At 43.0% G+C, this 13,562-nt stretch carries 15 protein-coding genes; 1 reads left to right on the forward strand and 14 read right to left on the reverse strand.

Annotated elements, in window-relative coordinates:
• The 14 genes from A1D16_RS08560 to asnB form a co-directional block, all read right to left on the reverse strand.
• A partial coding sequence (locus A1D16_RS08560; RefSeq protein ID WP_290708945.1) for an oligosaccharide flippase family protein occupies positions 1 to 394 on the reverse strand: 394 nt, incomplete at its 3' end.
• Positions 395 to 428: 34 nt separating this feature from the next.
• A complete protein-coding gene (locus tag A1D16_RS08565) occupies positions 429 to 1,532 on the reverse strand; it encodes a DegT/DnrJ/EryC1/StrS family aminotransferase (protein ID WP_290708946.1) in 1,104 nt (367 codons plus the stop codon).
• Positions 1,529 to 2,080, reverse strand: a complete 552-nt coding sequence (locus tag A1D16_RS08570; protein WP_290708947.1) for an acyltransferase — start codon at positions 2,078 to 2,080, stop codon at positions 1,529 to 1,531. The genes A1D16_RS08565 and A1D16_RS08570 overlap by 4 nt, the downstream gene beginning before the upstream one ends.
• A complete protein-coding gene (locus A1D16_RS08575) occupies positions 2,077 to 2,520 on the reverse strand; it encodes an FdtA/QdtA family cupin domain-containing protein (protein WP_290708948.1) in 444 nt (147 codons plus the stop codon). The genes A1D16_RS08570 and A1D16_RS08575 overlap by 4 nt, the downstream gene beginning before the upstream one ends.
• On the reverse strand, positions 2,498 to 2,896 hold the full coding sequence (locus A1D16_RS08580) for an FdtA/QdtA family cupin domain-containing protein (protein ID WP_290708949.1): 399 nt from the start codon (positions 2,894 to 2,896) through the stop codon (positions 2,498 to 2,500). Before A1D16_RS08580 ends, A1D16_RS08575 begins: the two co-directional genes overlap by 23 nt.
• Before the next feature lie 9 nt (positions 2,897 to 2,905).
• Positions 2,906 to 4,180 (reverse strand): nucleotide sugar dehydrogenase, encoded by a 1,275-nt coding sequence (locus tag A1D16_RS08585; protein ID WP_290708950.1) that lies wholly within the window; start codon positions 4,178 to 4,180, stop codon positions 2,906 to 2,908.
• A 17-nt stretch (positions 4,181 to 4,197) separates the two neighbouring features.
• Positions 4,198 to 5,004, reverse strand: a complete 807-nt coding sequence (locus tag A1D16_RS08590) for a hypothetical protein (protein WP_290708951.1) — start codon at positions 5,002 to 5,004, stop codon at positions 4,198 to 4,200.
• A gap of 222 nt (positions 5,005 to 5,226) precedes the next feature.
• Positions 5,227 to 5,868 (reverse strand): response regulator transcription factor, encoded by a 642-nt coding sequence (locus A1D16_RS08595; protein ID WP_290708952.1) that lies wholly within the window; start codon positions 5,866 to 5,868, stop codon positions 5,227 to 5,229.
• Positions 5,869 to 5,934: 66 nt separating this feature from the next.
• Positions 5,935 to 6,867, reverse strand: a complete 933-nt coding sequence (locus A1D16_RS08600; RefSeq protein ID WP_290708953.1) for a GDP-L-fucose synthase — start codon at positions 6,865 to 6,867, stop codon at positions 5,935 to 5,937.
• Between the two features lie 114 nt (positions 6,868 to 6,981).
• Positions 6,982 to 8,097, reverse strand: a complete 1,116-nt coding sequence (gmd, locus tag A1D16_RS08605) for a GDP-mannose 4,6-dehydratase (protein ID WP_290708954.1) — start codon at positions 8,095 to 8,097, stop codon at positions 6,982 to 6,984.
• Between the two features lie 5 nt (positions 8,098 to 8,102).
• Positions 8,103 to 8,861 carry a glycosyltransferase family 2 protein gene (locus A1D16_RS08610; protein WP_290708955.1) on the reverse strand — a complete coding sequence of 253 codons (759 nt, stop codon included), beginning with the start codon at positions 8,859 to 8,861 and terminating at the stop codon, positions 8,103 to 8,105.
• Positions 8,855 to 9,418: a WcaF family extracellular polysaccharide biosynthesis acetyltransferase gene (locus tag A1D16_RS08615; protein WP_290708956.1), complete on the reverse strand. Its 564-nt coding sequence runs from the start codon at positions 9,416 to 9,418 to the stop codon at positions 8,855 to 8,857. The genes A1D16_RS08610 and A1D16_RS08615 overlap by 7 nt, the downstream gene beginning before the upstream one ends.
• Complete coding sequence (locus A1D16_RS08620) at positions 9,415 to 10,557, reverse strand: glycosyltransferase (protein ID WP_290708957.1); 1,143 nt, start codon at positions 10,555 to 10,557, stop codon at positions 9,415 to 9,417. The genes A1D16_RS08615 and A1D16_RS08620 overlap by 4 nt, the downstream gene beginning before the upstream one ends.
• The gene (asnB, locus tag A1D16_RS08625; RefSeq protein ID WP_290708958.1) at positions 10,550 to 12,379 is read right to left on the reverse strand and encodes an asparagine synthase (glutamine-hydrolyzing); all 1,830 of its coding nucleotides are present in this window, start codon (positions 12,377 to 12,379) and stop codon (positions 10,550 to 10,552) included. The genes A1D16_RS08620 and asnB overlap by 8 nt, the downstream gene beginning before the upstream one ends.
• Positions 12,380 to 12,426: 47 nt before the next feature.
• Between asnB and A1D16_RS08630 the strand changes: the two genes are divergently transcribed.
• Positions 12,427 to 13,562 (forward strand): O-antigen ligase family protein (locus tag A1D16_RS08630; protein WP_290708959.1); only part of this gene is annotated, 1,136 nt, incomplete at its 3' end.

Consider the following 13,562-nt stretch of genomic DNA (forward strand, 5'->3'; position numbering starts at 1 on the left):
TAAACGCAACAATATAGAAAGCCCATTGCAAATCTTTATTACCAATAGCCCAAATACTTAATGCTGGAGATAAAACTAATACTACTATTGAACCAATACATCCAGTCACCCAAACTAGCTTCCTTAAAACTCCAATTTCAACTGCCACTTTCCTAATGTCACCAGTTCCAAATGCGGCAGCGACATTTTTTACAGCGCTTGAACTCAAACCCAAATTAGTTAAAGTCGATATAAGAGTTATAGTGGAATTTATCAACCCATTTATACCCATTCCAGCCGGCCCTAAAAAAACAGCAATACATTTAGATTTAATTAGGTTAATAACGATCGTCACAACCTGCACTCCACCATAAATAGAAGTTGCTTTAAATATTTGTTTATAATTAGCCAACATTCACATTTTTACAAAAAATATTCTGTCAAAAATCTTATCCAAGAAACTTTTCTATTTGATTAGTTACATATTCAACTTCATCCTTTTCCATCCCCGGCCATAATGGAAGACTTAGACAGGTGCTTGCAATTTCTTCTGCGATTGGAAAATCATTTTTTTTGAAGTTTAAGTATCGATAAGCAGCCTGAAGGTGTGGAGGAATAGGATAATGAATTAACGTACCAATTCCTCGTTCCATCAGGTAATGCTGCAGCTTGTCCCTTTCTTTTGTTCTGATAACATATAAATGATATACATGGGATGCTTTATCGTGTACTTCGGGAAGAATTATACCGCCAACATTTCTTAGCAACTCATTGTACCAACTTGCAATTTCAATTCGTTGCTTTGTCCATTCACCCAGTCTTTCAAGTTTAACTTTTAAGAAAGCAGCCTGCATCTCATCCAGACGCATATTGTTCCCAATCACCTCATTCTCATATTTTATTCTTGATCCGTAATTTCTTAACACCCTTATTGCCTCATCAAGTTTTTCCGAATCAGTTGTAACTGCACCTCCGTCGCCCAGCGCTCCCAAATTTTTACCTGGATAAAAACTCGTCGCATTCACGTGACCCCAGCTTCCAGATATTTTCCCTTCATAGTTTGCACCATGCGCCTGAGCATTGTCTTCAATAACGAACAATTGATATTTATCTGCAATCTGCATAATTGCGTCCATCTCACAAATTTGACCGTAAAGATGAACAGCAATGATTGCTTTCGTTTTTTTCGAAATCGATTGCTCAATTTTTTTAGGATCAATATTATAGTATCGAAGATCTGGTTCAACAAATACAGGTATTGCCCCTACTGATGTAACTGCTAATACGGTAGCGATATAGGTGTTTGATGGAACTATGACTTCATCACCCGAGGCAATTCCTAAGGCCTTCAAACTTAATACAATTGCATCAAGCCCATTACTTACTCCAATACAGTGATTGGTTCCTGAATATTGAGCATAAGCCTTTTCAAATGTTTTAACCTCCTCCCCAAGGATATACCAATTGCTATCATACACTCGTTCAAATGCTGCTGCCATTTCTTTCTTAATAGCAGAATGCATAAAAGTAAAATCTAAAAAAGGAATCTTCATTTTTTTATTAATTCATCATTTCTTACAATCCAAATTGACCCATCCTGATCCTTGAAACAGCCGTTTTCTTCAGTCATTTTCGTGCCATCTTTATTTAACCAGCCAACAATCCTTGCCGGATGTCCTACAACCAAAGCCCTTTGCGGCACCGATTTAGTAATAAGCGCTGAAGCGCCAACCATAGCATATGCTCCAATTGTTACGCCTCCTAAAATTGTTGCTGCAGCCCCTATTGAAGCACCTTGATCAATATATGTTCTCTGAAATGATTCAGGATACTTCTTTGACCTGGGTGATTTATCATTTGTAAAAGTTACATTAGGGCCAATAAAAACATCATCTTCAATAGTAATTCCATCCCATAAATAGACGCCAGATTTCACTGTTACATTATTTCCAATATTTACATCATTTTCAATGAATGTATGGCAGTTTATATTACAATTAGATCCAATTCTTGCCCCTTTAAGAATAACCGAAAATTGCCAGACCCTGGTATTTACTCCAATTTCTGAAGTTTGAACATCTGCCAATTCATGAATAATCATACTTTATTCTTTATTTTCAAAAAATCATCATAATCTCGTATATAGTCATTCTCATCATATGCCGCTGAAGCTAATACCATGCAAATAGATCCAGAAGAAAAATTATTTAACTCTCTCCAAATTCCAGGAACAACTAGCAAACCATAATTTGGTCTATTTATTGAAAATGTCCGTTTATGTTTCCCATCGGAAATAATAATATCAAATGACCCCGCTATAGGTATAATTAACTGAAATAAGTCTTTGTGTGCATGCCCACCCCTTTCAACACCGGATGGCACATCATACAGGTAATAAACCCTTTCCACACAAAAAGGGATATCATCGTTGTTATTAATCGATGTGATTGAACCTGATTGCATTGAAATTTTAGGCAGCTCTAATACAGTGCAATCAAATACTGTTGATGTTACCAGGTTATTTGACAGATTTATACTCATTGAAATCCCTTATATAATCGTCTTCACTATAAATCTCTGACGATAGATGTAATGAAATAGAGTTTGTAGAAAAGTTTTCCATATGACGCCATGTATCTGGTGGCATATAAAGTCCAAAATAGGACCGGTTCAAATGAAAAATCTGTCTATTATTGTTTCTGTCGGTAATGATAACATCAAAACTTCCGCTTAACGCGATAATTACTTCGTGTTGGGATTTATATGCATGCCCACCCCTAATTTCTCCTCCAGGAACATCATACATCCAAAAAGCTCTTTTTATTTGAAATGGAATATGATCTGGTGCTTGAATAAATGTCAGATTCCCCCTTGGATCAGAGATTTTAGGAAGATTGACTATTTTAATTTCGTTCATCATTTTGATTTACAATCTTGCATCTGCCTCTCCTACCGGTAAAACAGCTTTTACATCGTATAATACGCCGTTTGGCTTTAAACGCGTCCTCCAACTTTCCCCTTCCAGAAACTGCTTATGCGCCACCGCTAAAATCACCCCATCGTAATTCTGGCCGAGTTCAGTCGTTTCCGTAAATATATCATACCCATACTCATGTACCACTTCCGGCTTGCTTGCCCAGGGATCATAAATATCTACCTCTACCCCCTGATCCTTGAGATGATGAATGATATCTACCACCTTCGTATTCCGGATATCCGGACAGTTTTCCTTAAAGGTCAGTCCCAGCACCAGCACCTTCGCTCCCAATACAGGCAATGCGCGGCGATTGAGCTGACGGATCATTTGTAATACCACATACTCGCCCATACCATCATTGATCCTACGCCCCGCCAGTATAATTTCCGGATGATACCCCGTTTCCTGTGCTTTCTGCGCCAGATAATACGGGTCCACGCCAATACAATGGCCGCCCACCAACCCAGGCTGGAAGGGAAGAAAATTCCACTTCGTACCAGCCGCTTCCAATACTGCCCGGGTATCAATATGCAGCCGGTTAAAGATCTTGGCCAACTCATTTACAAAGGCAATATTGATATCGCGCTGGGCATTCTCAATTACTTTAGCAGCTTCTGCCACTTTAATAGACGCCGCCTGAAAGGTACCCGCTGTAATGATCGAACTATAAAGCTCATTCACCTCGGCCGCCACTTCTGGCGTAGAACCGGAGGTGATTTTTCTGATCTTTGTTAATGTTCTTTCCTTATCTCCCGGATTAATACGTTCCGGTGAATAACCTGCAAAAAAATCGGTATTAAATAACAACCCACTCACCTTCTCCAGCACCGGCACGCAATAGTCCTCGGTAACTCCCGGATATACAGTTGACTCATAAATAACAATAGCCCCTTTTTTCAATACTTTACCAACTGTTTCGCTGGCCTTTTTCAAGGGCGTGAGATCGGGCTGGTTGTACCGATCTACCGGTGTGGGTACGGTTACTATATAATGTGTACAATCCTTCAGGTCATCCAAATTAGCAGAAATGCGCAATTTGCCTTTGACCGATGCCAGGTCTTCATCAGACACTTCCAGTGTATTGTCTTTGCCTTCTCTAAGTTCCTGTACTCTTTTTTCGTTGATATCAAATCCTACCGTAGAGAATTTTTTGGCAAATTCCACTGCCAGCGGCAAGCCCACATAACCGAGGCCTAATACCGCTACTTTTCTTTCTTTATTCATTGTTCAGGTTAATACTATTATTTTCCGGTACTAAATTTTTCCATTAGTTCGTACAAACGGTTCTTAATCAACGGTATCAATGGGAAATTAAATTCTTCCATACCAGTATCCGTTAGTAATGAAACGCCCGCCCTTAAGGCTAGAAATGATTGTTCAAATCCTTTCAATTCGCTCGAAGTACCAGACCAGCTTCCAAAACCCAGCAAATAATTCAGGTAATCCGCTGCTGGCTTATCCGTTTTATTGGCTGCTTTTGAAGTTATGGAACCGGGTGCCAACACTCTTAGGTACAAGGGTTGCTGTTTGGAGGTCCAAAAAATAGTACGATTCTGGTAATAGGGCACCAGTAAATAAGACTCCAGATTACCGTTTTCTGTCAATTGATAGGCATGTGTTGTCTTATGGGCTACTGTGTTAGCCAGCCAATTTCTTTTTTGCCGGGATATTTTTCCGGTAAGGATTTCTACAAAACCATGATAACCATCTGCAATGCAATCAGCTTTTACCTCTTTCAATTGCTCTAAAGCAATAGAAGAAAATAAATCATCATCATCCAGCCGGATCAGAAAATCCGGTTGTACCTGCAGCGTACGGATATATTCTAGCGCGAAACAAAGCTTCTTTTTCTTTTCCACTAAATCGTGTTCCAGCAAAATAAACCGTTCATCCTCCAACTCTTCCTGCTCGCCAACAACTATCGCCTGCCAATTGTTATATACCTGTGCTTTCAGGGATAACAAAGTCTGTTTCCACAAAAACTCCCGGAAAACGGTTCTGAACCGCTTTGGCGTTCTTGGTATAATAAAGCAGAAATGATTTGACATCTGTAATAGCTTCGCCTCCTCAGTCACATAGATGTATGCAACCAGGGTAAGGTAAATACAAAGAAATATCGATTGGCTACCAGGTAGCCAGCATTGCTAGTAACCCCTTAAATCGGATGGAATCGAACTGGTTTCCGGCATGCGTTTCTCGACCGTGCAAAAGTATTGCCACATATTCCTTTAAAAACTACTCAATTGAGTAATATTGAACAAAAGTACTATCTAAAAGCTCTTATTCAGCACTTTGCTTATTAATTGACTTTTACTTTCGACGGATAACTTCTGGTATATTTTTTTGAGGTGGTGATTAACGGTATAAACAGATACAAACATCTTCTCCGCCAATTCTTTATAAGTTAAACCTTCTTTTAATAAGAGAACCAGTTCCAACTCTCTTTTAGTGAGTTTTTTGGAAAGCTGATCCTCCACCCTAGCCCCTACATGCTGAATAAGGCGTGCTGCTGCTTTTGGGGATAAGTAAGCCCCGTCACGTGTAATATCTACCACGGCACGGTATACTTCCGCCAATTGGCCAGGCTTAACCAGAAAGCCATTTGCCCCCTGTTTAATACTGTCTACGATGGCTTCCTGCCGGTCATCGCCCGAAATCACCAGGATTTTCACAAATGGAAAAGCCCGCCGAAGCAGGCCTATTCCTTCAATTCCGTCTTTTCCCGGTAAAATAAGGTCTAGCAGAATTATATCCGGATCATGCAGATGACCGCCGCTGCTTTCCCATTCTTCCAGGCTCTGGTAGGTGAATAATAATTGTATATCATTGTAATGCGAGAAAAACTCGCGGTAATTTTCCAGTAGGTAATTATTGTCTTCAATAATCCCGATTTTGATAAGGTCCCTGTTCATATCACTAAACTAAGGGATAATCATACCAAACTCAAGCTTACTGTCAGCTATACCCCATTTTTTTGGTTATTTACCATATTCCGCCACAAATTCGGCATATACCTGCCGTAAGCCATCGGCTAAAGCTATTTTATGCCTCCAACCGAAAGAATGCAGCTTGCTTACATCCATGAGCTTCCGGGGGGTGCCATCCGGCTTGGTCAGATCGTGCTCAATGGTACCCTCATATCCCACCACTTCCTGTACCAGCAAGGCCAGGTCTTTGATAGCAATATCATCTCCCACCCCAATATTTACCAATCCAGGCTCATTGTATTCCTGCATCAGGTAATAACAGGCATCGGCCAGGTCATCGGCATGTAAAAATTCCCGACGCGGTGTACCTGTACCCCACATGGTTACAGAAGGGGCGCTGGACAGCTTGGCTTCATGAAATTTCCGGATCAGTGCAGGCAGCACATGGGAATTATTGAGGTCGTAATTATCGTTGGGGCCATACAAATTAGTAGGCATTACTGAAATAAAATTGCAGCCATACTGGCTCCTGTACGCATCACATAATTTGATGCCCGCAATTTTAGCAATAGCATAGGGCTCATTGGTAGGCTCCAGCTCCCCGGTTAACAGGTATTCTTCTTTTAGTGGCTGCGGCGCCAGTTTTGGATAGATACAGGAAGAACCCAGGAACAATAATTTTTTCACGCCCTGTTGATAGCTGCTGTGAATGATATTGTTCTGGATCATCAGGTTATCATATAAGAACTCGCCCCGAAAGGTATTGTTGGCATGAATACCGCCCACCTTGGCCGCTGCCAGGAACACATAATCAGGTTTCTCCAACGCAAAAAACTCTCCTACTGCAGCCTGGTTACGCAAATCAAGCTGCGCGGAAGTTCTCGTAATAAAATTGGTGAAACCCGCGCTCTGTAATCGTCGCATGATTGCCGAACCTACCATTCCCCGGTGGCCAGCGATATAAATTTTACTATTGATATCCATAATAGGGGGAAGAGGGGAAAGGAAAAAGCTAGACAGTTATGCTACCATCATTTCCTTACCCTTCGTTGATCTTTACCTGTTTTTTATTTTCGTTTATCCGGTTGCTTACCTTCACTATTCAAACTGGTTCTTAACATAATAACCAGATTCCTTCAAAAGTTTTTCCTTCCTGAAGCTGTCTACGTCGGCGGCTACCATTTCTTTTACCAATCCGGCGAGGTCGTATTTGGGCTTCCAGTTGAGCTTGGTTTGGGCTTTTGTAGGGTCGCCGATCAGCAGGTCTACTTCGGTCGGACGATAATAGCGGGGATCAACAGCTACTACTTCCTTCCCGATTTCGAGCTGAAAATCAGGATTAGAACAGCTTACTACCGTAGCCACTTCCGCAGCTTCCGAACCACGAAACGCTACTTCTATTCCCACTTCTTCAAAAGCCATCCTTACAAATTCCCGTACCGGGGTGGTTACGCCGGTGGCAATGACATAATCTTCCGGAACATCCTGCTGCAGGATCCGCCACATAGCTTCAACATAATCTTTAGCATGTCCCCAGTCTCGCTGCGCATTCAGGTTACCCAGGAAGATTTTATCCTGAAGTCCCAGCGCAATTTTGGCAACCCCCCGGGTAATTTTTCGGGTTACAAATGTTTCTCCACGGAGGGGTGATTCATGGTTGAAAAGGATACCGTTTACGGCAAACATTCCGTATGCTTCGCGGTAATTGACGGTAATCCAGTAGCCGTACATTTTTGCCACGGCATAGGGCGAACGGGGGTAGAAGGGCGTGGTTTCACTCTGCGGAACAGCCTGTACCAATCCATATAATTCAGAGGTAGACGCCTGGTATACCTTGGTTTTTTTGGTTAGTCCGAGTAAGCGAACCGCTTCCAGTATGCGCAAGGTTCCGATACCATCGGCATTAGCGGTATATTCCGGTGTTTCAAAGCTTACATGCACATGGCTCATGGCCGCCAGGTTATAAATTTCATCCGGCTGTGTTTCCTGGATAATCCGGATCAGGTTAGTGCTATCGGTCAGATCGCCGTAATGAAGGTGCATCCGCACATTTTTTTCGTGTGGATCCTGATAAAGATGGTCGATCCGGTCGGTATTGAAAAGGGAGGCCCTACGTTTGATGCCATGTACGATGTACCCTTTTTCCAATAAAAGTTCAGCGAGGTAAGCGCCATCCTGGCCGGTGATCCCTGTTACTAAAGCTACTTTCGACATATTTACTATTTGATAAGGAATTGTCCAATTTTTCTAAACGGCTTCAAAGGTATGGTAAAAAAATACGGGGTCAAACCGTTCACATCCCAGGCCCGTCTGTCTTCCCGGTTCGCTTTCCACCTGTTTTTGAAACTCGCATTGCTTTGTCCGCCGGTCCGCATTTTAACCGCTACTTCGGGCACATAGGCAGTGGGTGCCTGGTACCTTAGTAAAAACCGTAACATCAGCTCATAGTCTGCAGCGTACCGGAAACTGGTATCAAAAACGCCACATTGTTCATACAATTGTCTTTTTACAAAAAAACTAGGGTGCGGGGGCATCCAGCCATAGTAAAATAACTGGGAATCATAGTCTCCCGCAACCCAGTTCCGTACAATTTTTGCAGTGTTTTCACCGTCCACATATTGCAGATCGGCATAAACGGCCAGTGCTGCAGTTTTTTCGAAAGTCTCCACAACTTTCTCAATAACAGTAGGTTGTGCATAAAAATCATCGCTGTTTAAGATGGCGATGATTTCACCCTTTGCCAGTTGTATACCCTTGTTCATGGCATCGTACAGGCCTTTATCCGGCTCCGATACAAAACGGGAAACATGGGGGTAACGGGCTGCAATTGCCCCGGTATTATCAGTGGAAGCGCCGTCAATGACCAGGTGTTCAATAGCCGGATAGGTTTGCCTGGCCACACTTTCGAGTGTATCGGCCAGTGTGGCAGCACTGTTATAAGTAGCGGTAATAATAGTTACCAGTGGTTGCTTCAGCATTCTGCTATGGTTCTTTTTTTAATTCCCGTAGCCGGATTGCCCTGGTAAATGGTATAGGCTTCCAGGTGGCGGGTGGCTACAGACCCTGCAGTTAATACGCTGTGTGAAAAGCAGGTAATACCCGGACAAACAATTGCTTTTGCCCCTATCCAAACACCATCTTCCAGGGTAATTGGGGCAACCATCAGGTCAAAGGCGGGTTTTGAATAGTTATGGTTCCCGGTTAACAGATAGGCCCCCTGTGAAAGGCAGGCATTGGCTCCGATCCGAACCCGGCAAAGGTTATCTATCCAGACTCCTTCACCGATCCAGCTGTACTTACCAATTTCCAATAACCAGGGATATTTAATCTGTACACGGGGTTTGATAACCACCCCCTCCCCGATTTTTGCGCCAAAAGCTTTGAGAAGGGCAATTTTAGGCGCCATCACCGGAAACCAGGTGCTTTCAAAAAACACCCAGCTGGTAAAATACCAAAGCAGGCGTTTCCAGGCCGGCGCCCCAATAGTAGGAGGATACCAGCTGTTAGAATAGTTAGATAAATCGGTTCTGCTCATGAAAACAATTCTAGATACCTGCTATTATACGCAGCTTCTTTAAAATAATTGTTAGCAAGCCGAAATGCAGCAGCAGACCACTGCTCGTATTCGTCCTGATTCATATCAATTACCTGTTGTATCACTTCTGCAAATTTATCGGGTCTGTGGAGGGGAAGGTCCCATCCGGCAACAACAGCCTGAAGATCTTTCCAGGGGGTCTGATCACTTACCAACACCGGCTTGCCGCTGATTAATGCTTCAAAGATAGCATGCCCAAAATTTTCTCCTAAACTAGGCAATACCAGCATATGCCCCTCCAGGAGATGTTCTAAGGAAACTGCATGTGGTAAAGCGCCTGAATAGCGAACCTGGAATTGTGGCGGCAATGCAGCAGTTTGCCGGAGGCATTCATTTGCATAAGTTTCATTACCTGATTCACCTATAATCTCCAGCTCCACCCGGCCACGAAAAGGAAACTTCTGGAAAATATCAAGCAGAAAAAGAAGGTTCTTGGTGGGGTGAATACGGCCCAGAAAAACCAGTTTCAGCTCGCCCGCTTCCTTGGCAATAGTGGCAGGTTTCTGTCGGCGAAACGAAGGTATATTTCCCACTTCTTTTACATCAGCATGCGGAAACTTTTCTCGTATAAAACCTGTTTCCTCTTTAGTAGTAGCCTGGAAAAGTATTTCTTTATCCAGCCCCAACCCCCTGAATATGCGCAGAAAGATTTTTTTCTTACCGGCTTTCAGGCCCAATGCACCTGGATGCAACATACCTCTTGGAGCAAGAATTAATTTTATACCCTCATATCGTCGAATCAGGAAAAGTGGCAACAAGGTAAATCGTACAGAAAACATGCTATTAAAATATACCGCTGTTGGTTGAACGGTTTTTATGAGCAGCCTAATTTGCCGGGAGCTAATTTTTCCCCGATCAGCATACCAAACCTGCTCACCAAAACGGCCAGGCACCCATTGGTTAGGGGTAATGGCGGCATAAGGCAGCGCATCTCCCAAATCGAGATTGGAACTAACCACAAAAAAACTGACAGTATCCTGTAAAGCCTGCACTAAGTTTATGCAGGACTGTATTGGACCACCAGCTTTAAATCCTGGATAATACCAATCAGTAAACAGTAATACAACGGGTTTAATCAAGTTGGTGTTTATTTATCCAATGAGAAAGAATTACAAAAAGCCAGATCTCAATCCAGCGGATAGAAGGGTCGCCCTTAAGAAACTGCTGCCATTGCTGAAGCAGTTTCTTTCCATCTACAAAATCCTGTGCGGCTAAGCGTTGGAGGGCTGTTTCACAGAAAGACTTTAGTTCTGTTTTCATCCATTTTTCCCAGGGAAATACAAAACCCTGTTTTCTTCGGTGAACAATTTCAGGCGGCAACAGATCACCCAGTGCTTCCACTAATAACTGTTTTGGATAAATTGGTTTTTTTATGGAATCGGGCACAGCCAGCACATATTGCACCAGTTCATGATCGAAAAAGGGTTCTCTTACTTCCAAAGAAACCGCCATACTCATCTGATCGGTATCTTTCAGCAGGGTATACTGTGTATACCCCATGTATTCAGCAATAGATACCTGTGAATAGTATGGGAAATCCGGCAGGTTTTCAATTGCCTGAAGGCTTGCCCGTATGGGATCCTGAAAAGACCGGGCCGGCCTAAGAATCTGACGAAAAATCGGGTAAGTAGACGCAATACCTGTAGTATCCGCTTTCAGCAACTGCTTCAGGCGTTGCTTTTTAGTAGATCCGTCTCCTGTGAATGCGGCCGCAAGATAACGGAAAGGTTTGGCAGGCTGCCACCAGTTGCGGTATTGTTGCAACCGAAGGTATTGGTGAAAGAAAGGATAACCGGCAAAGAGTTCGTCTCCCCCGATTCCGGAAAGCGCAACCGTTATGCCCGCATCTCGTATGGCTTTGGAAACAATATAACTGTTGATACCATCGCCACTTGGAGTATCCATCGCATTTAGTGCTGGAAGTAGGTTATCCAGCATGTATTCTGGCCGTTGAACGATGGTATGATGATTAGTATTAAACTTTTTAGCAATAAGTTGTGCATAGGCCGATTCATCAAAAGCTTTCTCTTCAAAACTGATAGTAAAGGTTTCTGGTGCCCTTGTACTTACTTCTGCCATTAATGCAACAACTGCGCTGGAATCAATACCGCCTGATAAGAACGCGCCCACGGGCACATCACTTACCAATCGCTGTTCCACAGCTTGTTGAAGCAGGTGACGGATTTTGGCAATGGCTTCGTTCTTTGTCAGGGGGGGAGCCATATCAAGTGGCTTATTAAGCTGCCACCACGGTGCTGTATAAAATTCGCCTTTTTTTATTTTCACATACCAGCCGGCTTTCACCTCCCGAATGCCTTCCAGTATCGAGTCTTCACCAGGCACAGACTGATAACTTAAAAAACCTGCAAGTGCATTCCTGTTCAGTTTTTTCCTGATAGTACCGGAAGCAAGAACGGCGTTGATCTCGGATGCAAAAACGATCCGATCATCGAGCAGGGAATAATACAGGGGCTTTACTCCCATCCGGTCTCGGACCAGCCAAAGCGTTTCTTCTGCACTATCCCAAACAGCAAAAGCAAACATGCCCTTAAACAACGGCAGGGCTTCTAACTGCCACCTGCTCCAGGCTTCCATCAGCACTTCCGTATCGCCGGTGCTTTGAAACACATGCTGCTGAATCCGGGGCCGGATATCCTGAAAATTATACAGTTCACCATTAAACACCATATGATACCTGCCGTTGGCACTGGTATAAGGCTGATTACCTGCCGGCGACAAGTCAATAATCGATAAACGCCGGTGCCCCAGCGCAATGGGACCTTCCACAAAATGACCACCGGCATCCGGCCCCCTGTGAAGCATAGCGTTGGTCATGGAATGTATTATTCCATTCAGCTCTGCTCTCCCCTTAAAATGATAGACACCTGCTATGCCACACATTAAATAGTTGCTTGAATTACAAATAGATTTAATTTGCAAGAGTAAGCATGAAAACGCAGCAAAACAAACTTGATATTACTGAGAAACTGGCTGTACTCTGTATCTTTTCCATCTTCTTGGATAAAGCTATCCGGGGCGCTGGCATCCCGTTCGACTTTTACTATTATTATATTGCGTTCCTCGCTTTTTTAATTGCGTTGATATACAAAGGACGGAAAATTTCCTTACCACCCCGTTGGTTCAACTGGAGCGTTTTCGTAATTGCGCTTTGCAGTGTATTTGTTGCTTCCTATAAAGGGCTGCTTGGTTTCGAGTTCCTGAAACAATTGATCGGGATTCTCTTTAGTGCGCTGGTTTATTATAATGTATTGTTGGTTTTTCGGTTTGATATCAGGAAGGTATTCAACTATTACCTGTTCTTTGCTTTCTGGGTGGCCTTACATGGTGTGGTCGATAATATCCTGCACCTGGCTGGTATTCACTTAACTCCTTATTCGGTAGCGGGGCCACTTACTATCCGCGAATATGGAATTATGGGTGAGCCATTTTACCTGGCCATGGCTATAACACCGGCCATTGCCTATTATACCTGTTATTTCAAACGTACCTGGAAACAGGAAAAATTCAGGTATATTATTTTATTAACCTGCTACCTGGTAACTTATTCCTCCACAGCCCTTATGGGCATAGGGCTTTCTGTATTCTTTGCCTTATACCTAAATAACTTCTTTAATCTCAGAAGTAACCGGATTGTTGCCGCGCCGTTGTTGATTCTTCCTATCGTGCTCCTAATTATTAACCTTATTGATACAGTAACGCTGTTTAACAAACGTTATTACGATACTACTTCCCTATTTCTGTCGGCTGAAATTGACGTAAAGGAAGCAGGCAAGTCTAATTCAAGTACCTTTGCCCTGTATTCCAACTATGTTATTGCCCGGGATTCGTTTTTGGAAAGCCCCCTATTCGGGTCCGGATTAGGCTCTCATCCGCTGATCTACGAAAAAACATTTTTAAAGTATTTCCCCCCCAATTACCTGAAGGGCTACGGAGCGCAGAACCAACAGGATGCCAACTCTCGCTTTTTGCGTTTATTATCTGAAACCGGACTTGTGGGACTAACACTGTTCATGGTTTTCCTCTTCTATTATTTTGCACCGAAATCTGCCATCCGGTCAGAAAC

This window comes from Flavihumibacter sp. CACIAM 22H1 (assembly GCF_001601815.1).
GTDB lineage: Bacteria > Bacteroidota > Bacteroidia > Chitinophagales > Chitinophagaceae > Flavihumibacter.